This is a genomic window from Bradyrhizobium sp. JR4.3, from assembly GCF_040547695.1.
GTDB lineage: Bacteria > Pseudomonadota > Alphaproteobacteria > Rhizobiales > Xanthobacteraceae > Bradyrhizobium > Bradyrhizobium canariense.
Window position 1 is genome coordinate 281316 of record NZ_JBEPQF010000001.1, and the last position, 21191, is coordinate 302506.

General features: G+C 64.4%; 22 protein-coding genes. 12 read left to right on the top strand and 10 right to left on the bottom strand.

Annotated features, from left to right (window positions below; all coding sequences use genetic code 11):
* Positions 1 to 53: 53 nt before the first annotated feature.
* Positions 54 to 617: a nitroreductase family protein gene (locus tag ABIB91_RS01445; protein WP_354158904.1), complete on the bottom strand. Its 564-nt coding sequence runs from the start codon at positions 615 to 617 to the stop codon at positions 54 to 56.
* A gap of 93 nt (positions 618 to 710) precedes the next feature.
* Positions 711 to 2792, bottom strand: coding sequence for a threonine--tRNA ligase (gene thrS / locus ABIB91_RS01450; RefSeq protein ID WP_354158902.1), 2082 nt, complete (start codon positions 2790 to 2792; stop codon positions 711 to 713).
* Between the two features lie 186 nt (positions 2793 to 2978).
* On the opposite strand from thrS, the gene ABIB91_RS01455 reads away from it, so the two are divergent.
* Both ABIB91_RS01455 and ABIB91_RS01460 read left to right on the top strand, forming a co-directional pair.
* Positions 2979 to 4151 carry an MFS transporter gene (locus tag ABIB91_RS01455; protein WP_354158900.1) on the top strand — a complete coding sequence of 391 codons (1173 nt, stop codon included), beginning with the start codon at positions 2979 to 2981 and terminating at the stop codon, positions 4149 to 4151.
* A gap of 92 nt (positions 4152 to 4243) precedes the next feature.
* The gene (locus ABIB91_RS01460; protein ID WP_007602613.1) at positions 4244 to 4636 is read left to right on the top strand and encodes a hypothetical protein; all 393 of its coding nucleotides are present in this window, start codon (positions 4244 to 4246) and stop codon (positions 4634 to 4636) included.
* 33 nt (positions 4637 to 4669) lie between these two features.
* Here ABIB91_RS01460 and ABIB91_RS01465 read toward each other — a convergent pair whose 3' ends face one another.
* The gene (locus ABIB91_RS01465; protein ID WP_354158897.1) at positions 4670 to 6013 is read right to left on the bottom strand and encodes an alpha/beta hydrolase; all 1344 of its coding nucleotides are present in this window, start codon (positions 6011 to 6013) and stop codon (positions 4670 to 4672) included.
* Between the two features lie 329 nt (positions 6014 to 6342).
* On the opposite strand from ABIB91_RS01465, the gene ABIB91_RS01470 reads away from it, so the two are divergent.
* Together ABIB91_RS01470 and ABIB91_RS01475 are read left to right on the top strand one after the other, a co-directional pair.
* Entirely contained in the window at positions 6343 to 7710 is a 1368-nt protein-coding gene (locus tag ABIB91_RS01470; RefSeq protein WP_007602618.1) for an APC family permease, read from the top strand.
* 2 nt (positions 7711 to 7712) lie between these two features.
* Entirely contained in the window at positions 7713 to 8927 is a 1215-nt protein-coding gene (locus ABIB91_RS01475; RefSeq protein ID WP_354158895.1) for a hypothetical protein, read from the top strand.
* A 20-nt stretch (positions 8928 to 8947) separates the two neighbouring features.
* Here ABIB91_RS01475 and ABIB91_RS01480 read toward each other — a convergent pair whose 3' ends face one another.
* Positions 8948 to 9511, bottom strand: a complete 564-nt coding sequence (locus ABIB91_RS01480) for a helix-turn-helix domain-containing protein (protein ID WP_354128745.1) — start codon at positions 9509 to 9511, stop codon at positions 8948 to 8950.
* Between the two features lie 357 nt (positions 9512 to 9868).
* Between ABIB91_RS01480 and ABIB91_RS01485 the strand changes: the two genes are divergently transcribed.
* The 3 genes from ABIB91_RS01485 to ABIB91_RS01495 are packed head-to-tail and all read left to right on the top strand — an operon-like array spanning position 9869 to position 12712.
* Complete coding sequence (locus tag ABIB91_RS01485) at positions 9869 to 11182, top strand: MFS transporter (protein WP_219683823.1); 1314 nt, start codon at positions 9869 to 9871, stop codon at positions 11180 to 11182.
* A gap of 55 nt (positions 11183 to 11237) precedes the next feature.
* On the top strand, positions 11238 to 11759 hold the full coding sequence (locus ABIB91_RS01490; protein WP_354158892.1) for an MOSC domain-containing protein: 522 nt from the start codon (positions 11238 to 11240) through the stop codon (positions 11757 to 11759).
* The gene (locus tag ABIB91_RS01495; protein ID WP_354158890.1) at positions 11756 to 12712 is read left to right on the top strand and encodes a PDR/VanB family oxidoreductase; all 957 of its coding nucleotides are present in this window, start codon (positions 11756 to 11758) and stop codon (positions 12710 to 12712) included. Before ABIB91_RS01490 ends, ABIB91_RS01495 begins: the two co-directional genes overlap by 4 nt.
* Positions 12713 to 12721: 9 nt before the next feature.
* On the opposite strand, the gene ABIB91_RS01500 is transcribed toward ABIB91_RS01495, so the two are convergent.
* Positions 12722 to 12934: a hypothetical protein gene (locus tag ABIB91_RS01500; RefSeq protein ID WP_354158888.1), complete on the bottom strand. Its 213-nt coding sequence runs from the start codon at positions 12932 to 12934 to the stop codon at positions 12722 to 12724.
* A gap of 90 nt (positions 12935 to 13024) precedes the next feature.
* A complete protein-coding gene (gene yidD / locus ABIB91_RS01505; protein WP_035994626.1) occupies positions 13025 to 13363 on the bottom strand; it encodes a membrane protein insertion efficiency factor YidD in 339 nt (112 codons plus the stop codon).
* Between the two features lie 241 nt (positions 13364 to 13604).
* On the opposite strand from yidD, the gene ABIB91_RS01510 reads away from it, so the two are divergent.
* The gene (locus ABIB91_RS01510; protein ID WP_354158886.1) at positions 13605 to 14504 is read left to right on the top strand and encodes a COG3904 family protein; all 900 of its coding nucleotides are present in this window, start codon (positions 13605 to 13607) and stop codon (positions 14502 to 14504) included.
* Between the two features lie 62 nt (positions 14505 to 14566).
* Here the strand turns inward: ABIB91_RS01510 and ABIB91_RS01515 are convergent, their stop codons facing one another.
* Positions 14567 to 15022 (bottom strand): iron-sulfur cluster assembly scaffold protein, encoded by a 456-nt coding sequence (locus ABIB91_RS01515; protein ID WP_007602629.1) that lies wholly within the window; start codon positions 15020 to 15022, stop codon positions 14567 to 14569.
* A gap of 231 nt (positions 15023 to 15253) precedes the next feature.
* Here ABIB91_RS01515 and folE point away from each other — a divergent pair, with 231 nt between their 5' ends.
* The 4 genes from folE (at position 15254) to ABIB91_RS01535 (ending at position 18944) form a co-directional block, all read left to right on the top strand.
* The gene (gene folE / locus ABIB91_RS01520; RefSeq protein ID WP_007602630.1) at positions 15254 to 15946 is read left to right on the top strand and encodes a GTP cyclohydrolase I FolE; all 693 of its coding nucleotides are present in this window, start codon (positions 15254 to 15256) and stop codon (positions 15944 to 15946) included.
* Between the two features lie 27 nt (positions 15947 to 15973).
* Complete coding sequence (gene hisI, locus ABIB91_RS01525; protein ID WP_354158883.1) at positions 15974 to 16396, top strand: phosphoribosyl-AMP cyclohydrolase; 423 nt, start codon at positions 15974 to 15976, stop codon at positions 16394 to 16396.
* An 87-nt stretch (positions 16397 to 16483) separates the two neighbouring features.
* Complete coding sequence (locus ABIB91_RS01530) at positions 16484 to 17563, top strand: lytic transglycosylase domain-containing protein (RefSeq protein WP_354158881.1); 1080 nt, start codon at positions 16484 to 16486, stop codon at positions 17561 to 17563.
* A gap of 205 nt (positions 17564 to 17768) precedes the next feature.
* Positions 17769 to 18944, top strand: coding sequence for a DUF2336 domain-containing protein (locus ABIB91_RS01535; protein ID WP_354158879.1), 1176 nt, complete (start codon positions 17769 to 17771; stop codon positions 18942 to 18944).
* 122 nt (positions 18945 to 19066) lie between these two features.
* On the opposite strand, the gene ABIB91_RS01540 is transcribed toward ABIB91_RS01535, so the two are convergent.
* From ABIB91_RS01540 to ABIB91_RS01550, 3 genes are all read right to left on the bottom strand, one after another.
* Positions 19067 to 19645 (bottom strand): Hpt domain-containing protein, encoded by a 579-nt coding sequence (locus ABIB91_RS01540; protein WP_007602646.1) that lies wholly within the window; start codon positions 19643 to 19645, stop codon positions 19067 to 19069.
* A 31-nt stretch (positions 19646 to 19676) separates the two neighbouring features.
* On the bottom strand, positions 19677 to 20222 hold the full coding sequence (locus ABIB91_RS01545; protein WP_007602647.1) for a response regulator: 546 nt from the start codon (positions 20220 to 20222) through the stop codon (positions 19677 to 19679).
* Positions 20223 to 20310: 88 nt separating this feature from the next.
* Complete coding sequence (locus tag ABIB91_RS01550) at positions 20311 to 21090, bottom strand: NAD kinase (RefSeq protein ID WP_354158877.1); 780 nt, start codon at positions 21088 to 21090, stop codon at positions 20311 to 20313.
* Positions 21091 to 21191: the final 101 nt, after the last annotated feature.

A 21191-nucleotide genomic window follows, 5' to 3' on the forward strand; every position in this document is an offset into this window, starting at 1 on the left:
TCCCTTGCCGGGATCAAAGCCGCAAGACGTCGAAGGCGTCAACACGCCTTCGACTAAAATCGCGTCACGATTTCGGAAAGGACCGGTCGCGGACGGTCCTCGCTCGGCCTGGTCGGCTTGCCGATATGGACGAAGCCGGCGAGTTTCTCGTCCGGCTTGAGGCCGAGGCCATCCAGCACGTCGCGATCGAACGCGAACCAGCCGGTCAGCCAGCAGGCGCCGTAGCCGAGCGCGGTCGCGGCCGTGACGATGTTCATGACGCTGGCGCCGGCCGACAATTCCTGCTCGAAGGGCGGCACCTTCGGATGCGGCTTGGTGAAGCTGACGATGCCGATCACCAGCGGCGCATCCGTGAGGCGCTTGCGCTCGGTCTCGACATCGGCCGCCGCCGCGCCGGGATTCTTCCGGGCAAACACCTTCGCGATCACCTCGCCGGCGCGCTGGCGCGCATCGCCCTCGAAGATGATGAAGCGCCAGGGCGCGAGCTTGCCATGGTCGGGCACGCGCGCGCCGATGGTGAGGATGGTCTCGAGCTCGGCCGGGGAGGGGCCGGGTCCGGACATCTCGCGCGGCTTGACCGAGCGGCGGGTCTTCAGGAGTTCGATGGCATCGGGCACTGCGGTTTCCTCTTCGGCTGGTCGTCGGGCGTGCAGTCCCCACATAGGAATGCACGCCCGCAACCGAAAGCGAGTTTAGACCGATTTCAGATGTCAGGCCGCGCCACGCGCCCGCTTCACATCCGGCGGGGTCGCCTCGTCGACGAGGGCGGCGATGGCCTCCGCCGTCGTCGTCACCGTCTGGCCGTCGCTGCCGAGGCGGCGGATCGAGACCGACTGCGTCTCGGCCTCTTTCTTGCCGACCACGAGCAGTGCCGGAATCTTGGCCAGCGAATGCTCGCGGACCTTGTAGTTGATCTTTTCGTTGCGCAGGTCGATCTCGGCCCGAAGTCCCGCACGCCGGACTTGCTCCAACACCTGCTTGGCGTACTCGTCGGCTTCCGACGTGATGGTGGTGACCACCACCTGCACCGGCGACAGCCAGAGCGGGAAGTTGCCGGCATAGTGCTCGATCAGGATGCCGATGAAGCGCTCCATCGAACCGCAGATCGCGCGGTGCACCATCACCGGCGGCTTCTTGCCGCTGTCGTGGTCGATGTAGAACGCGCCGAACCGTTCCGGCAGGTTGAAGTCGACTTGCGTGGTGCCGCACTGCCAGTCGCGGCCGATGGCGTCGCGCAGCACATATTCGAACTTCGGCCCATAGAAGGCGCCTTCGCCCGGATTGATCTCGGTCTTGATGTGATTGTTCTGCGACTGGATCTCGCGCAGCACCGTCGCCATGACGCGCTCGGCGTGATCCCACATCGCGTCGGTGCCGACGCGTTTCTCCGGCCGGGTCGACAGCTTGACCGTGAGATCGCCGGTGAAGCCGAAGTCCGCGTAGGTCGACAGGATCAGCTCGTTGATCTTCAGGCACTCGTCGGCGAGCTGATCCTCCATGCAGAAGATGTGCGCGTCGTCCTGGGTGAAACCGCGCACGCGCATCAATCCGTGCATCGCGCCCGACGGCTCGTAGCGGTGCACCACGCCGAACTCGGCGAGGCGCAGCGGCAGGTCGCGGTAGCTCTTCAGGCCATGCTTGAAGATCTGCACGTGGCCCGGGCAGTTCATCGGCTTCAGCGCGAACCAGCGCTTGTCCTCGGCCTCCTCGCCGGCCGACTGCGCCGCGAACATGTTTTCGCGGTACCAGCCCCAATGGCCGGAGGTCTCCCACAACGACTTGTCGAGGATCTGCGGGGCGTTGACCTCGCTGTAGTCGCCGGCGAGGCGTCGCCGCATATAGGCGATCAGCTGCTGGAAGATGGTCCAGCCCTTGGCGTGCCAGAACACGACGCCCGGGCCTTCCTCCTGGAAGTGGAAGAGGTCGAGCTCGCGTCCGAGCTTACGATGGTCGCGCTTCTCCGCTTCCTCGATCTGCTTCAGATAAGCGTCGAGGTCCTCCTGCTTGGCGAAGGCCGTGCCGTAGATGCGGGTCAGCATCGGGTTGTTGCTGTCGCCGCGCCAGTACGCGCCGGCCACCTTCATCAGCTTGAAGGCGTTGCCGACCTTGCCGGTCGAAGTCATGTGCGGGCCGCGGCAGAGATCGAACCAGTCGCCCTGGTAATAGATCTTGATCGGCTCGTTGCCGGGAATGGCGTCGACCAGCTCGACCTTGAACGCCTCGCCCTTGTCGCGGAACACCTGTTTCGTCTTTTCGCGATCCCAAACCTCCTTCGTAAAAGGCTTGTCGCGCGCGATGAGCTCGCGCATCTTTTTCTCGATCGCGGCAAAGTCTTCCGGCGTGAATGGCTCGTTGCGGAAGAAATCGTAATAGAAGCCGTTCTCGATCACGGGGCCGATGGTGACCTGGGTGCCCGGCCACAGCGTCTGCACGGCTTCGGCCAGCACGTGGGCGCAGTCATGGCGGATCAGTTCGAGCGCGCGCGGATCGTCGCGGTTGATCAGCTCGATCCTGGCATCGGCTTCGATGGGATCGTCGAGGTCGGAGACCACGCCGTCGAGCGCCATCGCGACCGTGCGCTTGGCCAGCGACGGCGAAATACCCTTGGCGAGTTCGAGACCGGTGATGCTCTTGGCGTATTCGCGCCGGGCGCCGTCGGGGAAGGTGAGGGTGATTTTTTCCGGCGGGGTCACGGGTCTCAAATTGCTGAGGCTGTACTGAAAGCCGGATTCGGATTTGGGCTGCTCGGACTTGGATTGGTCCTTGGATTGGTCCGTGGGCTGGTCGGTCATGGCATGTCTCCTGAGGCTCACTCCTGCGAACGAGCGCAGGTAAGCGGGAACGAGCGATATATCAGGCGATTCGGCCTGCGCAATCCGGCATTTCCAAGAAAACGGCGCGCAAAAGCGGGGGCGCTGCACGAACTATCCCGGGCAATGCCCTTTAACTGGTCGCAAGGCGGTTCTACATGCGTTTGCATGGAAAATGCACGCGCCGGCCGTTTCGCGCCAACCGCCCTGATGCTCGGCAATCTCGTCACCGGCTGCTCGGTCTTGGCACCGGCCGGCATGCTGCCGGAATTGGCGACGGGGCTCGACGTCAGCATCCATGCGGCCGCGCTCCTGATCACTTTCGGGGCTGTCATCCTGTGCATCGGCTCGCCGCTGACGGCCTGGCTCACCGGCCGGACCGAGCGCCGGACGCTGCTCACCACGACGCTGGCGGTGCTCGCCTTTGGCAATCTGGCCTCGGCCTTTGCGCCCGACTATGCAAGCCTCCTCGTCATCCGCCTGGTGATGCTCGCGGTCGGCGCGCTTTACACGCCGCAGGCTGCCGGCACGGCGGCGCTGATCGTGCCGGTGGAGCGTCGCGGCAGCACGATTGCGTACATCTTTCTCGGCTGGTCGCTCGCTGCCGCCGTCGGCCTGCCGCTGATCACCTTCATCGCCAGCCGCTATGGCTGGCGCGCGGCCTATGGCGGGATCGGCGCCCTCGGCTGTGTCAGCCTGCTGCTGTTGCTGATACGGCTGCCGGCGGGCTTGAAGGGGGCGCCGGTGGACCTGAAGACCTGGAGCGCGGTCGGTCGCAACAGAACGATCCTGCTGCTGCTTGCGATCACGATGTTGCAGATGTCCGGGCAGTTCGTGGTGTTCACCTTCATGGGGCCGCTGCTCAACAAGCTGACCGGCGCAGGGCCCGATGCGATTGGCCTGGTGTTCGCTCTCTATGGCGTCTGTGGCTTCCTCGGCGTTGTCATCGCGACCCGCATCGTCGACACATCAGGGCCCTATCGCACCTCGCTGTTGTTCACCTGCCTGCTGCTTGCGGGGATCACGGGCTGGGCGCTCGGCGCCGGCACGCTCGCGTTGATGGCGGGTGCGGTCGCGATCTGGGGCCTCGGCTTTGCCTCGACCAATTCGATGCAGCAGGTGCGGCTGGTCTCGGCCGCACCGCCGCTGGCATCCGCGACCGTCGCACTCAACACCTCCGTCCTCTATATCGGCCAGGCGGTCGGCTCTGCCGTCGGCGGACTGTTGTTCGCTCGCGAGCTCCTGCATACGCTCGGCTTCGTCGCGGTCGGTTTCGTCGTGGTCGCGCTGATCCTGGTGGTCCTGACCCGGCCCCGGCCGGCAACTGCCGCCCCGGCCTGAACGGAAGCGTGTCCGTGTGCGCAAGGTGCTTGGCAAACCGCGCGCGGGAGCGCTAGAAGGCGAGGCATGGGGACCAAAGAGGGTTGACTGAAATGAGGATGATTCTGGCGGTTGTCGCGGTGCTCTATTCAGCCTCCGCGTTTGCACAAGCCGACAAGCCACCACCGATGGTCGGGGACAAGCCGCTGGTTCAGGTCAAGCCCAAGGGCACCAAGGCGGGGACCAAGGAGGCGGCGGCCAAGCCGGCCGCCGCGCCGAAGGGCAAGCCACAATCGATCGCGGCGCGGCTCCAGGCTTGCCTCGACCTCGATGACGGCACCAAGGACCGGCTCAATTGCTACGACGCCGTGATCGCGCCGACGCCGAAGCCGAAGCCGCCGAAGGCCAAGGGCTACGCCGATTGCCGTTTCTTCAAAGAAGAGGACGAGCGGCTGGCCTGCTTCAACGGCTTTGCCGAAAGCATTCCGAAGCTGCCAAAGAGCTGAGCGACAGACGTAGGCTTAGCGAGTCACGTCCAATCAGCGACTCGATGCGGATGACGCCGTAGCTGCGACGCGCGTCAGCGCCAGTGCCGGCGTCGCTGACATCTTCACCAGCACGTCCTTGAGCGGATATTGCGTCCACGCGCGATTGACATAGTCGCGATGAGTGATGCCGTCCCCGGTTTCGACGAACACCACGCTGCCCGGACGCAAGGGGCCGTCCATGTCTTCGGAGACGGTGATGCCCTTCTGCCGCAGCGTGCTCATCAGTTCGCGGTCGCGCCGCGCGGTGTAGCGGGTGTAGGAGCTGACGAAGAAGCCGGAGCGGTGGCTCTCGATCCATGAGGCGAACTTGTCCATCTCGCCATAGACGGCGTCGAGCAACACGACGCCGCGGACGCGGTCGCTGATGCCACCAACCTCGAGACTCCAGGCGGTCGGCAGGAAGCCGCCGCTGTAGCCGACGATCACGATCGGCATGTTGGCGAAGGCGCGGGCGCTGTTGGGATCGCCCGTGAGCCGGGCCAGATGGTTCGCCGACTCGTCGATGAAGCGCTTGAGGCCGCCGGCCTGCCAGAATTTTCCTGCGCTGGAATCGGCGGCGTCGACCGCCATCTGCGGTGCGAGCAGGATGGCATTGGCGCCGGAATCGGTGATCTGTTGCGGCACCAGCTGGCGGTCGCGCACGTCGCGCTCCAGCGTCGCGCCATTGCCGTGGAAGAACACCACGATCACGCCGGGCTTCCGCACGTCGAAATGTTCGGGCACGTGCATCAAGACGCGGTTATCGTTGTAAGTCTCGTCCTGCCAGAACACGCGCCCGGAATAGCTGCGGTGGCCGCGGCGGTCGCCCTTGGAGATGTTGAGGAATGGCGCGTCGGAGGCAGGGTTGTTGCCGAAATAGGGGAAAGCTGACGACTTCATGCCGACGAGCGTCGTCAGGTCCTCGCGCGGCGGACGCTGGTAGGGGGCCTGCGGCGCGAGCGAAGCGACCTTGTAGGGCGCCTGCTCCGGCTGCTGCTGCACGGCGCGCTTGGGTGAGAAGTCGGACATCTGCCGTTGCAGAAAACCCTCGCTCGCGGATGGGAAGCGCTCCTTGAACTGGGGGGCCGGGAAGCGATCCTCGAACGTGTCGCCGCTTGCGACTTGCTGGCTTGTCTTCGCGACGACCTGGACGTTGGCTGGGACGTTGCCTTGGACATTGGCCTGCGAGTTCGCCGCGAGCGCTGCCGGATTGGGCGCCTTGCCGCATTGAACCAGCGTCAGCGACAACGGCACCAAGGCTGAGATCAGAGCGGTCCGAAGCGCACGACCGCGTGCGCCGGACGTGGTCCGGTCGGCGCGGATGTCAGCTCTCGGTTTCGGAACGGCCCCGACCATTCACCCATGACCCCAAGTCATGACCACAAGTCCATCGGCAATCATTAAGGCAATTGAGCCGACGGGCGTTTAGGCGACGTTAAGTGTCCGGAGAAACTTCCCCACATCCGGAACGCTCGAAGGGACCACGCAATCGTGTCGTGATTGTGGGGGAGGGAGGCGGGATGTCCCGGTGTTTACGAAGCTTTATTGCCCGGATGGTGCATTAATGGTGCTGCAGTACCGATTTGGCCCCGCCTCATTTAACCCTTGTTAACCCTGCTTGAATTGACTGGACCGAGCTGCACGATGCTTCCCACGAGGCGTGACGCCTGAGGTTGAGGACGGCGATGACGGCATCAGATGCGGGTACTGCACCCTGGACCGGCCGGCTGACCGGACGCGGGTCGGGGGTCTCCGTTCTGGTCGCAACCGCCATCGTCGTGGCCGACATGATCGGGGTCGGCGTCTTCACCAGCCTCGGCTTCCAGGTCAAGGACATCCCCTCAGGCTTCTCGATCCTCTTGCTGTGGACCGTCGGCGGCATCGTCGCGCTATGCGGGGTATTCTCCTACAGCGAGCTCGGCGCGATGTTTCCGCGCTCGAGCGGCGAATACAATTTCCTCGGCCGTGCCTATCATCCCGCCTTCGGCTTTCTCGCCGGCTGGGTGTCGGCGACCGTTGGCTTTGCAGCACCCGTCGCGCTCGCCGCGATGGCCTTCGGCGAATACGCCAAATCGGTCGTGCCCGGTGTGCCGCCGATCCCGCTTGCCATCGCCGTGGTGTGGCTGGTCTCGCTCGTGCAACTGACCGGGGTCAGGCACTCCTCGACCTTCCAGTTGATCTCGACCATCCTGAAGGTCGTGCTGATCGTTGCCTTCCTGGTTGCAGGATTCATTGTCGGCGTGCCGCAGCCGATCGCCTTCACGCCGCAGGCGGGCGATCTCGCGCATATCGTCAGCGCGCCCTTCGCGATCGGGCTCGTCTTCGTGATGTATTCGTTCTCGGGCTGGAATGCCGCAACCTACATCATCGGCGAGATGAACATGCCGCAGCGGGACCTGCCGCGCGCGCTGCTCGCGGGCACGCTGATCGTGCTCGTGCTGTACGTCGCGCTGAATGCGGTGTTTCTCCATTCGACGCCGGTCGGCGCGCTCGCGGGTCAGCTCGACGTCGCCAGCGTCGCCGGCAGCGCGATTTTCGGCAATCTCGGCGGCCGGATCGTCGGCGCGATGATCTGTTTCGGCCTGATCTCCTCGATCAGCGCGATGATGTGGATCGGCCCGCGCGTGATGATGACGATGGGGGAGGATATTCCGGCGCTGCGCGTGTTTTCGCAGAGGTCGGTGCGCGGCGCGCCGGCCTATGCCATCCTGTTTCAGCTCGCCGTCGCCAATCTGCTGTTGTTCACGCGCAGCTTCGAGGCCGTGCTCGACTTCATCCAGTTCGCGCTGCTGTTCTGCTCGTTTTTCACGGTCGCCGGCGTCATCAAGCTGCGCATCACGGATCCCGATTTGCCGCGGCCCTATCGTGCCTGGGGATACCCGTTCACGCCGCTCGTTTTCCTGCTCGTGACCGGGTTCATGATGTACTATTTGTTGACCGAGCGGCTCGTGCAATCGCTGTCGGGGATGCTCGTCATGCTCTCGGGCCTGTTGATTTATGCTGTTTTCCGCAGGCGGCCGGTCGCCGCTGGCACGTCACACAATCGCGAATAGACATGTTTCGACCCATGAGAATTGCGGCCGTGGCTCTCGCCTTGCTGGCTGCGGCCGTCCCGTCCGCACGTGCTGCCGAGGCAACCTTCGACGACACCGCGCGCTTCCTCGCGGGCATGCAGCCTTCGGCGGATTCGCCGCTGGTGCCGCTCACAAAGGACCCGGGCTGGCAGCGCCACGCGAGATTCTTCGACGGCGCCTTCGCCCAGCTTGAGGAGCGCCAGCTCTCGAAGATCCGCAACTGGGCCGACGTCAATCTGGCGGCGCCCAGACCGACCATGTTTTATTTGTTCAGCGGCCCCGACTTCCTCTACGCCAACGCCTTCTATTCGAAGGCCAGCACTTACGTGCTCGGCGCGCTGGAGCCGGTCGGTGCGGTGGCTGACCTGACGCGATTGCCACGCGGTTCGGTCGGCGCCGCGCTCTACAATGTCGAGCGCTCGCTCGGCTCGATCCTGAGTTTTTCCTTCTTCATCACCAAGCAAATGAAGGTCGACCTGCACACCAACCAGGTCAACGGCACCTTGCCGATCCTCTACGTCTTCCTCGTCCGCTCCGGCAAGACCATCCGCAATGTCGAAATGGTTGCACTCGACGACAAGGGCGGGATGCATGTCGGCAACGACAACCCCGGACCGAACGCGACGCGCGGCGCCCGCATCACCTTTGCAGGCCCCGACGGCGAGGCGCGCACGCTGTATTATTTCTCGACCGATCTCTCCAATTCAGGTGCACGCGCAGCCGGCTTCCTGAAGTTCTGCGAGACGCTCGGCCCCGGCAACAGCTTGATCAAGAGCGCGTCTTATCTGCTGCACTCCGGCAATTTCACCGTCGCGCGCGACTGGTTGCTCGCCAACAGCGCGACCATCGTCCAGGACGATTCCGGCATTCCGCTTTCGAACTACAATTCGCGGCAATGGCGCTTCTTCCCGTTCGGCCGCTATCTCGGACCCATCAGCGAATTTCCCGGCCGCTACCAGGAACGCTACGCCGCGCTGTTCACGCGCGCCCAGCCGATCGATTTCGGCGTCGGCTACCGCTGGCGGATGCACGAATCGAACTTGCTGCTGGCGGTGAAGGTGCCGGCAAGCGAGACGGCGCCCGGCGCGGAGACCACCTCGTCCGCCGAGCCCTCGCCGAAACCACCGCGTCCGAAGCGGCCACGTCCGCCCGAGCCGGTCCCGCCGCCACCCGGGCGCTTTTTCTGGTCCCGCTAGGCCTGGTGCCAGGCCCGGCGTTATGCCGCCGGGCTCTGGGCGACGACGACCAGGACCTCCGCCTTCTGCCGGCCGAGGCTCCTGACCTCGTGCGGTGTCTCGCCTGAAAAATATAGGCAATCGCCCTTGCCGAGGACGAGTTCTTCGCCGTCGAGCTTGATCGCGATCTTGCCATTGATGACAAACAGCAACTCCTCGCCCGCATGCGAGGCGCGCGTCGCCGATTTGTGCGGCGGGCTCAGGAGGAACGGCTCCATCATCTTGCGGGTGCGGCCGGTTGCCAGTGGCACCACGCCAAAGGTGTCCTGAAACAGCGGCACGCTGCCGCCTTCACGGCGGAACAGCGTGTAGCGCGGCGCGGGCTCGGCGTTCGGGTCGAAGAAATTCGCGACATTGACCTCGAGCGCGGCTGCCATCCGTAGCAGGGCGGCGAGCGAAGGGATCTTCAGGTTGCGCTCGACCAGGGAGATATAGCCGCGCGTGAGATCACTCTGTTTGGCAAGCTGGTCCAGTGTCAGGCCCTTGGCGATCCGCGCCTGGCGAATGTTGGCCCCGACGGCTGCCGCTTTGCTGACGTCAAGCACGCATGAGTCTCCCGAATTGCTGACGTCTCTTTTGCAACAGATGCCGCTCGACTGCCAGTCCGGCGGGTGCGCGCTGTCCCTTCCGTGTACGCGCCGGCTGTATTCCAAAGGAAAACATGTGCGCAGAAATTTAGAGCAAGGTCGCAGATATTGTAAGCAAAGACTCTAGTTTATCGCCAAAATCAGCTCAATTAAAGGGCAATAAGCGTGCTTTGCCGCTCCGGACGGCATTTGCCGCGTTCCACGCCGTTGATTTCCAACAGTAAACATGATCGATTTTTACCGTCCGGGCTGCCGATGGGCTCCGCGGACAGAACCAACTGCTTTCCCTGGCGCCGGTACTTTTTGGAGACATCGATGACCGTAGCAGACGACGTAACCCTGAACGTAGCGCCGGACGAGGCGGCGAGCTTGCGGCGGATCGTGTGGTCGAGCGTGATCGGCACCGCGGTCGAATGGTACGACTTCCTCATCTACGGCACGGCGACCGCGCTGGTCTTCAACAAGGTCTTCTTCGCTGCCGGCAACCCCGCGCTCGCCACGATCGCGGCCTTCGGCACTTATGCGGTCGGCTTTCTGGCGCGACCGCTTGGCGCCGCGATCTTCGGTCACTACGGCGACAGGGTGGGCCGCAAGGCGATGCTCGCGATCACGATCATGGTGATGGGCATCGGCACCTTTCTGATCGGCCTGCTTCCGACCTATCAGCAGATCGGGATCGCCGCGCCGCTGCTCTTGATCGGCCTGCGATTCCTCCAGGGCATTGGCCTCGGCGGCGAATGGGGTGGTGCGGTGCTGATGGTGGTGGAGAATTGTCCGACGCACCGCCGCGGCCTGCTCGGCAGCATGGTGCAGGTCGGCAATCCCATCGGCAATCTCGCCGCGATCGGCATGTTTGCGCTGGTGGCGAGCCTGCCGGAAAGTGAGTTCATGTCCTATGGCTGGCGCATTCCGTTCCTGATCTCGATCTTGCTGGTCGGCGTCGGTCTCTACATCCGCCTCAACATGGAAGAGACCGTGGCCTTCCGCCAGGTCCAGGCCAAAAAGGAGGTCGCAAGTCTGCCGCTGGTCGAGATCTTCAGGCATCACCGCCGTCCTTTCTTTACCGCGGTCGGACTGAAGATCTCGGAGATCGCCTATGCCAGCATCGGCGGCGTGTTCGTGATGTCCTACGCCACCGCGAATCTTGGCTTATCTCGTACGGTGGTGTTGAACGGCGCCTTCGCGGCATCGCTGGTCGCGCTGCTCGCCATTCCGCTGTTCGGCTGGCTGTCCGACATCGTCGGCCGCAAAAAGATGTTCTATGCAAGCTGTCTGTTTTCGGCGCTGTTTGCCTTTCCGCTGTTCTGGCTGCTCAACACCCGCGATCCCACCATCGTCATCTGGACCATCGTGGTGGCGATTACTTTCGGGCAGATGGTGATGTTCGGCATCGGCGCGCCCTGGTACTCCGAGCTGTTTTCCGCGCGGCTGCGCTATAGCGGCGCCTCGCTCGGGTTCCAGGTCGGGGCCGCCATCAGTGGCGGATTGACGCCGCTGATTGCGGCGGCTCTGATGGGCTGGAGTGGCGGCGCCACCTGGCCGGTTTCGCTGCTGCTGATTGGCTGCGCCGCCATCACGGCGACCGCGACCACGTTCGCGCCGGAAATGGCGAACAAGGAACTGACCTGATCCCGCGGCGCGCCGCTGCCGGCGGCGCGCCATCGCTTCTCACAAGGATTTTGTCATGCTCGATGAGATAGGCGCCGGCTCGGCCGATAGCACAGCACGCCTCGGCTGGACTGGCTTGGTCCGCTTCCTCCATCTCGCTCCACGCGCGTTCCTGCCAATGCGCGCGATGGAGCAGCTCGTTCTCGTCGCCGGCCAAGGGATAGAAGGTGACCGCTACATGATCGGGCGCGAGGAAGGATTTTATTCGCACAAGCCCGAAGAGGGCAGGCAGGTCACCTTGTTCGAGCTCGAAACCTTGGTTGCGCTCAAGCGCGACGCGGGAATCGAACTCGGTCCCGAGGAGCATCGCCGCAACGTGACGGTCGAGGGCGTGCCGTTGAACCATCTGGTCGGCCGCCGCTTCTGGTTAGGTGAGACCTTGCTGGAAGCGACCCGATTGTCGATTCCGTGCCGGCATATCGAGGAGATCACCGGCAAGGCGATCTTCGATCCGCTCATCAACCGCTCGGGCCTCAACTGCAGGATATTGCAAGGCGGCATCGTCAGGGTCGGCGACACCGTGCGGAACATGGCATGAGCGCACGGCCCATAACGACGATCAAGACGGTTGTCGCCGGCATCGAGGGGGCCGGTGCGGGGATCAAGGTGTTCACGCTGGCCGATCCCGACAGTTGGGACCTGCCGCCGTTCAAGCCCGGCGCCCACATCGACCTGCATCTGCCGAACGGTCTCGTGCGGACCTATTCGCTGTGCAACGAGCCCGCCGATAACTCGCGTTACGTCATCGCGGTCAAACGCGAGGCCGATGGGCGCGGCGGTTCGCGCGCGCTTCACGACGAGGTTGGCATAGGCGACGTCATCGGCGTGTCACTGCCGCGCGGCGGGCTGGAGCCGGGTGCGGACATTGCGCATCATGTGTTCGTCGCCGGTGGCATCGGTGTAACGCCGTTCTTGTCGATGGCCCGTCACCTCCTGCAGATTGGCAATGCAGATTTTGTGCTGCACCTCATCGTGCGCGAGGAGGTGCCGCTTGCCGCACATCTCGCGCCGCTGATCGATGCGGGGCGTGTCGTCGTGCACCGCACGTCCTGGGCCGGGCGTCCGGATCTGGCGTCGCTGGTCGGAAAGGTTGGAGTCCAGACGATGGTCGCCTGCTGCGGGCCGGAAGGCATGACCGACGAGTTCGAGCGCCTGACCGCAGCCTGGCCCGCAGCCAATGTTCACATCGAGCGTTTCGTCGCGCCGCCACCGGTGATCGACCCTGACGCAAAGCCCTTCACGCTGTCGCTGGCGCGTACGGGGACCGAAATCCCGGTTCGCGCCGGCCAGACCATGCTGGCCGCCTTGCAGGAAGGAGGCATCGATATATCGACGTCCTGCTGCGGCGGCATTTGCGGCGCCTGCAAGGTCGGCTGGATCGAGGGCAAGCCCGTGCACCGCGATCGCGTCCTGTCGCCGTATGAGCGCGAACGCTTTCTCATGATCTGCGTCGCCGGATCGGATGCCGACCGGCTGGTGCTTGACCTCTAAAGTCTAGCTCTACCAGTGCACGCTCTGGCTCGGCACGATGAACGCCGTCGTACTGGGCGGCGTGGCAGTGCTCGTCGCCAGATACCAGCCAGAGCCGGCCGCGAGCGTCAAGAGGACGATGATGGCGAGCATGTCGAGGGTTCTGGGATCGTGGCCTCGCGAACCAATCCGCGAATCCGGTCCAGACCTGAAGTGAAAATGAGGGCTGATTTTCCAGCGCATTGTTTTTCCTCCCGCGGGAGCATCACATCAACGCGAGGGGAGAATTTCGGTTCCACTCAAGGTAGCGACGCGTGAGGCGCCGCGCCGTGCTTAGGATGCATTGACACCGCGCCAGCGGCCGTAGCGCCAGGGCGAGTACCAGCGCGCGCCCTGTGGCGCGGTGAGGGGCACGTTGTCGATGCCCGAGGTGCCGAAGGGATTGCAACGGAGCAGGCGCGCCAGCGTCATCCAGCCGCCGGCCCACAGCCCGAACCTTTCGATCGCCTCGTCGCCATAGGCGGAGCAGGTCGGCAGGTGCCGGCAGTTGTAGCCAACCAACGGCGAGAGCGTGTGGCGGTAGATCCAGATCAGCGCGCGGCCGAATCTGCGCGGAAGCCGGAGCGCGCCCGCGACGGAATTGGAACAGTGTTCGCAGGCTGATTGCTTCATGGGCGCTTTGCTGAGATCGTAGGCGAGGTTTTGCGTGGTTCCGATGCAGGGAACTGTAAGCTGTTGTTTGCACGCCATATTTTGCGTGCTTTTTGGGAGCAGTGCAGCAAGTACCTATGGACGATCTGTATTCCCCCGGATACCATTTTTGTGACGCCCATGTGAGACTCATGGAACGTCAGAACGGGGCTTGCCTGAATCGGCTTTGGCTTATTGCTTTGGGCTTGGGGAAGGGACCAGTTTGAAACTTCTGAAGTCGCTCAAACTTCGCGGCTGGTTGCTGGTAGGAACCGCTGCTTGTGGAGTCGTGTTGGCTGGCGCCGTCGCGACGCTCGGGTCGTCGGCCCGGGCCGGTGCTGCCCTCGAAGAGCGCAAGCTGCCGATGAAGTTCAATTGGGTCGCCTGCGAACCGAATTGCCGCGGGTGGGTCAGTGCGGTCGGCATCATCACCGCCGATACGCCCCGGGACTTCGAAGAATTTTCCCGCGGACGCCAGCTCGGCGGCGCCACCGTGGTGCTCGATTCCAGTGGCGGTTCCGTCAACGACGCGATCACGCTCGGCCGGCGCTTTCGCAATCTCGGACTTTTGACCACGGTTGGTATCAGCATTCAGACCCGCGGCGGGCAGACGGTTCGGCCGGCGGTCGCGCCCGAGGCCTATTGCGAATCCATGTGCGTGTTCCTGCTGCTGGCGGGCAAGAAGCGCTACGTGCCGGAAGCGGCCCATGTGCGGGTCCATCAGATTTGGATGGGTGATCGCGCCGACGATGCCAAGGCCGCGAGCTACAGCGCGCAGGACCTGATGATCGTGGAGCGCGACATCGGCCGGCTCGCCAAATACACGTTCGACATGGGCGGTGCCGGCGATCTGCTGTCGCTCGCGCTCAGCGTCCCGCCGTGGGAAGATTTGCACGAGCTCGATGCGGGCGAGCTCAAGCTTACCAATCTCGTGACGACGGATCTCGTGGCCGACGTGTTGCCGCATGTCGATATCTCCGCGCCGGCAATGGCGGAGCTTGCACCGAAGACCCAGGCGAGGTTCGGTGCGGAACCGGAGCAGCCTGCCAAGTCGACCAAGACGGCGGAAGCCCTGGTGCCGACGGGCCGCGTGGCCACGCCGGTCGCGGCATCGCAGAAGTAGCCTCGGAATCTCTGATCTATATCCGGGCCGAGCGACGAGCCCGGGATCAACCTCCGCCGGAATCAGCCTTGCGCCGCAGCCGGCTGCTTCGCCTTCGCCTCGATCTGGCCGATGGCATCGACCACGGCATCGAAGGTCAGGAGCGTCGAGGCGTGGCGCGCCTTGTAGTCGCGGACCGGCTCGAGGAACTTGATCTCTTCCCATTTGCCTTCAGGAGGCGCGCCGTTCTCCTTCAGCATCTTGCGAACAGTTTCGCGTAACTCACGGAGTTCGCTCGCAGTCGATCCGACGATCTGACTTGCCATGATGGATGAAGAAGCCTGTCCCAGCGCGCAGGCCTTCACGTCGTGGGCAAAGTCGGTGACCTTCTCGCCCTCCATCTTGAGGTCGACCTTGACGGTCGAGCCGCACAGCTTGGAATGGGCGGTGGCGGTGGCATCGGGATCCGGCAACCGCCCGAGCCGCGGAATATTCCCGGCCAGTTCGATGATCCGCTTGTTATAAATGTCGTTCAGCATGTGATGGAGTCCAGCAGGATCGGCCTTGGCGTGCGCCGTCCACGGCCTTATATAGGGTCGGAACTGGCGGAAAAACAGTCCAGCGCTGCAGCAGTGGTGTGATGCAGAACCCTGCTGCCGGCGTTACAGCTTGCAGATTTTTTCGCCGAAACTGTTCTCTCAGGCGTCCGGCGGTTCGCCGCCCCGTCTGCCGGTGACACTCCGGCCGCAAGGCCGTCGAACGGAGTCGACATGGACGCTACCATCAAATCCATCCGCCCCAACAAGCCCTCCGACCGGCAGCCCGAGAGCCGTCCGGCGGAGCTTGATCCTTCCGAATTCCTCGCCGCCGCCGTCCGGGCCGACCAGCCGCGCCCCGCGCGCGCCGAGGCCGAGCAGGCAGTGAAGACGCTGCTCGCCTATATCGGCGAGAACACCAACCGCGAGGGCCTGCTCGACACGCCGCGCCGCGTGGTCGAGGCTTTCGACGAACTCTATCAGGGCTATCACCAGTGCCCGGCCGAGGTGCTCGATCGCACCTTCGGCGAGACCGCCGGCTATGATGATTTCGTGCTTGTGCGCGACATCGAGTTCACCTCGCAATGCGAGCATCACATGATGCCGTTCTACGGCAAGGCGCACATCGCCTACACGCCGGTGGAACGCGTGGTCGGGCTGTCGAAGCTTGCGCGCCTCACCGACATCTTCGCCCGCAGGCTCCAGACCCAGGAGCACATGACCGCGCAGATCGCGGCGGCGATCGACGAGATACTCAAGCCGCGCGGCGTTGCCGTGCTGATCGAGGCCGAGCATACCTGCATGTCGGTGCGCGGCGTCGCCAAGCATGGCGCCTCCACCTTCACCAGCCGCTTCACCGGCATGTTCCGCGACAATCCGGCGGAGCAAGCTCGTTTTCTGTCTCTGGTGCGAGGCCTGCAGCGCTGACCTCGCGAATAGACCGGCGAGGGCGTTGTGTCTGCTCACTCCCATGAAATCGAGGAAGGTCTCGCCTTCCTTCCCAGATTCGACGCGGCCGGGCTCGTGACGGTCGTCGCGACCGATGTTGCCAGTGGCGACGTGCTGATGGTCGCGCACATGAATGACGAGGCGCTGCGCAAGACCATCGCGACCGGCGAGGCCTGGTACTTCAGCCGCTCGCGCAATGCCTTGTGGCGAAAAGGTGAGACCTCAGGTCAGACCCAGCGCGTGGTCGAGATCCGCACCGATTGCGATCAGGATGCGATCTGGATCCGCGTCGAGCAGATCGGCGCAGCGTGTCACACCGGCCGCCGGTCCTGCTTCTACCGCAAGGTCGAGGCCGAAGACGGCGGCGCCAGGCTCGTCTTTGTCGATGCGGACAGGCTGTTCGATCCGGACGCGGTGTACAAGAAATAATCCTGCCGTCATTGAGGGTAGGGCTGACGGCCGAATTAACCCCGCATTAACCATACCTGTCCCACGGTGAGACGACAGGGCGCCGAATTGCCGGCGCCACTCAACGCCGTGCGGTGCGGGCACTTCATTATGTCGGTCGACAACTCCAGTGCCTCTCAGACGGCGGTTCTCGATCCGTCGCGGGCACGCGTCGCCGGTGCGATCAATCAGGTCTCCAACCGGACCGGCATCAGCTTCCAGTACATGCTGACCACCGCCAAGATGGAATCGGATTTCGATCCCACGGCGGGGGCGACTACGTCATCCGCGCACGGGCTCTACCAGTTCATCGACCAGACCTGGCTCGGCACGGTGAAGGAAGCCGGCACCCAGCTCGGCTATGGCAATTATTCCGACGCCATCACCAGGACGTCGTCGGGCACCTACATCGTCGATGATCCCGCGATGAAGCGGTCGATTATGAAACTGCGCGACGATCCGGAGGCCGCCTCCAGCATGGCGGCCGCGCTGACGCAGTCGAACAGTTTCAAGCTCACCGGCCTGCTCGGCCGCAGGCCGTCCGACAGCGAACTCTACATGGCGCATTTCATGGGCGTCGGCGGCGCCGCGAAACTGATCGCCAATGCCGAGGACAATCCGCAAGCGGTCGGCGCGCGTTTGTTTCCCAACGCGGCGTCCGCCAATCGCTCGATCTTCTACGCCAAGGACGGCCGCGCGCGCAGCGTTTCCGAGGTCTATTCGGTGCTGGATGCACGCTACGCCGGCGCGGCAAATTCGAAAACCACCCGCAGCGCGATGGCGATGTATGGCGGCACGCCGTCGACCACGCAGGTCGCGAGCGCCAACGGCGTACAGCCTGCCGCGCCTCTGATCGACAATGCCGCGTATCTCCAGTCCTTTCCGAACACACGCGCGGTGACGCCGGTCAGCGCGACGGCGCCGACGACGGTCGCGGACAATGCACCGAGCACGCCGGTGTTTCGCTCGATCTATCAGCCCGGCGACACCACCCAGCCGGTCTCGACGACCGTGCAGAAATTGTGGGGCAGCAATGCCTCGCTCACTTCGGTCGCACCCGCGACCTCGGCCGCGTCGGCAACGCCCGACGTCCGGCCGCCGCAGCCCCTTGATCTCTTCAGCGATCGCAGCGGCACGTTCTCAAGCTAATTCGCGCGCCCGTGTCTCGGATACGTCGCAGCGTGAACGCTGCGCGCAGGTCCCGGCGCGTGAACGGGCCGCCTTTGTTCCCTTAACAAAACGTCAATAAAACCAGCCAGTTATGGTGAACGCTTTGTTAAGCGTCGTGGTTTATTTTGTGTTGCAGGTGACAAGCCGTCACCGCTTCGTCTTCGTTGCGTAAGCCGGAAGCACCATGATTGTTCGGCAGTTCATCAATTGGATCAGGACGGCGCCCGCTGGCGAGCGGGCCGAGGCAACGCGGGCGCTGGCCCGGGCCTGGCTGATCTCAGACCTTTCCCATGATGACCGTGTTGCCGCTGAAGGCGCGCTTCTGATGCTGCTCGACGATCCCTCGCCGCTGGTGCGGCAGGCGATGGCCGAGGCGTTTGCGCGCAGTACCGAGGCGCCCGCGTCGATCGTGCGGGCGCTGTCGGGGGACCAGCCGACCGTCGCGTTGCCCGTGCTCGAACATTCTCCGCTGCTGATCGACGCCGATCTCGTCGACATCGTCGCGACCGGCAACGACGAGGTGCAGTGCGCGGTCGCGCGCCGCATCGCGCTGCCGGTATCGGTCTGCGCCGCCATTGCCGAAGTCGGCTGCGCGGCGGCAGCGCTCGAGCTGATCGAAAATCCTCATGCCGAGCTTGCGCCGTTCTCCTGGGATCGCATCGTCGAGCGTCACGGCCATCTCGCCGCGATCCGCGAGGCGATGCTGGTGCTGGAGGATCTGCCGTCCGCAACGCGCGCCGCGCTTGTGGCAAAACTCTCGGAGACGCTGGCTCAATTCGTCGTCGCCCGGAACTGGCTGACTGCCGACCGCGCCGAGCGCATCGCGACCGAGGCCCGCGATCGCTCCACCATGAACATTGCGGCGCGCTCGCGCGGCGAAGACATGGAAGGGCTTGTTCGGCACCTGCGCATCACCGGCCAGCTCACCGCGGGTCTCATTCTGCGCGCGCTGCTGTCGAGCAATCTGGATCTCTTCGATGCGGCGCTGGCTGAGCTCGCCGAGCTGCCGCTGGCGCGCGTGTCCGCGCTGCTGCACGATCGCGGCGGCAATAGCCTGCACGCGCTGCTCCGCCGCGCCGGGCTTCCCGAGGCGACGTTTGCGGCCCTCCAGGTCGCCCTCGATGCCTCCCACGAGCAGGGCTTCGTCGACAGCGATGACAATGCGGCGAGGCTGCGCCGCCGCATGGTCGAGCGCGTGCTCACCCATTGCGAGACCGACCGCGGCGCGACCGAGCCGCTGATGGTCCTGCTGCGCCGCTTCGCCACCGAATCCGCACGCGAAGAGGCAAGGCTGTTCTGCGACGAGCTGGTCGCGGAGGAGATGGTTGATCCGGTGTATGGCGAGCTGATTGCAGCGTAACGAGACGACGTAGGGTGGGCAAAGGCGCATTGCGCCGTGCCCACCGTCTCTCCGCACAATTCATGGCGACTGGTGGGCACGCTTCGCTTTGCCCACCCTACCCCACCTCGCGAACGGCGAAGCTACCCCGCCGGCGCGATGCTCGGCGCCAGGATCACCTCGAGATGCTCGGGGCGATCGCGGTTGGCGTCGGCGAGATAATCGTCGGCGACCTTGCGCAGGCGCCGGCTGAGCTCGGCGGAGACGCTGATGCTGTCGAGCTTGGTGTTCTCGTGCACGATGGCGAGGATGGCGTTGATGTGGTGCGTGAACAGCTCGGCCGGCACCTTTTCGAGATCGGGCGCGTGCTCGATGACGCGGCACAGGCTCTCGGCTACGCCCGCGGCCACCGGATAGCCGAAAGTCGCGGCATCGCCCTTGATGTCGTGCGCGGCGCGAAACAACTCGTCGCGCCTGTCCTTGGTGAAGCCGTCGTGCCGGATGGCGACGTAGGCCGCCGACAGCCGGTTGATCTCGGTCGCCATCCAGTCCTTGAACTCGCCGGCAAGGCCCGCGAGCGCCTGTTCGGCGCGGCCGACCGGATCGTCCATGTCCTTGTCTTCGACGCGGCGCAGGACCGACCGCAGCGGGTTGGGCTGCGTGATGATTTGATGTGTGGCGAAGGCCGTGATCTCGATGTCTCTTGCGCTGTTCTTCGCCATGATATCGGCCTCGATCGTGAGAGACGTTGCGCTAGATGGTGGAGCGGGCCTTGTCGAGCAGCGAGGGCTGCTGCAGCACCTCGTGCTTTTCGCCGACGCGGCGCTCGGGGCCCATATAGGCGGAGTTGATGTTGCGGCGCCGGTCCGGGCCGAAATAGGTCTTGGTTTTGATGAAGGGGCGGGGACTGGCGACCACGTTGAGGATGCGCTGGTAGAGTCCCTTGGCCGAGATCGGCTTGGCCAGGAATTCGGTGACGCCGGCATCGCGCGCCACCGTGACGCGGCGCTTCTCGGAATGGCCGGTCAGCATGATGATCGGCGCATAAGGATTGCCCTTGGATTCCGGCTGCCGGATCATCTGCGCCAGCTCGAGCCCGTCGAAGATCGGCATCGCCCAGTCGGTGATGACGATGTCGGGCACGTAATGGCTGTACATTTCCAGCGCCGTGGCGCCGTCCTCGGCCTCGTAGACTTCGCGCGCGCCAAAGGAATGCAGCAGCGTCCGCAGGATGCGGCGCATGTGCGGATTGTCGTCGCAGACGAGGAAACGCAGCTTGTTGAAATCGATGCGGAACATGGAGCCCGGGCCGGAGCGGTCAACTTTCGTTAACCATATCTCGCCGGGGGTTAATGAAGGGTTGCGATCGGCAGTCCGGCGAGGCGGCTCAGGACCCGAACTGCTCGCGCAAAATGCGCTCTTCCAGGCTGTGACCGGGGTCGAACAGCATGCGCATCGAGATGGTCCTGTCGGACAGCACCTCGACGCGGCGAACGTCGCGGACCTCGTCGTGGTCGGCGACCGCCGCCACGGGGCGCTTGTCGCCCTCCAGCACCTCGATCACGACATAGGCCGTGTTCGGCAGCAGCGCGCCGCGCCAGCGTCGTGGGCGGAAGGCGCTGATCGGCGTCAGCGCCAGGAGCGCGGCGTTGATCGGCAGGATCGGTCCCTGGGCGGATAGATTGTAGGCGGTGGAGCCGGCCGGCGTTGCCACCATGATGCCGTCGGCGATCAGCTCGGACATCCGCTCGCGCTCGTCGATCAGGATCCGCAGGCGCGCCGCCTGGTAGGTCTGCCGGAACAGGGCGACCTCATTGATGGCGTGGTGCAGGTGGACGCGGTCGTTGGCGTCGGTCGCGCGCATCAGAAGCGGATGGATTTCCGACTCCTGCGCCGCCTCGAGACGGGCTCGAAGATCGACCGTCGAGTACTCGTTCATCAGGAAGCCGACGGTGCCGCGGTGCATGCCGTAGATCGGCTTGCCCGTATGCATGTGCTGATGCAGCGTCTGGAGCATGAGCCCGTCGCCGCCGAGTGCGACCACGATGTCGGAGTCCTTCGGATCGCAATTGCCGAAGTCTCTGGTGAGCTGGCCGAAGGCGGCTTGCGCCTCGCTGCTCGGGCTGGCGACGAAGGCGATCCGGTCGTATCGCGCTGGCTTGGTCATGGCTTCCGGGCAGGGCCGCTGGCTGGAGGAAGTTCCGCCGGGCTCGTCTAACGATCTCGACCGGGATTGTCGAGGATGACCGCCCTTCACGGCAGACCGGC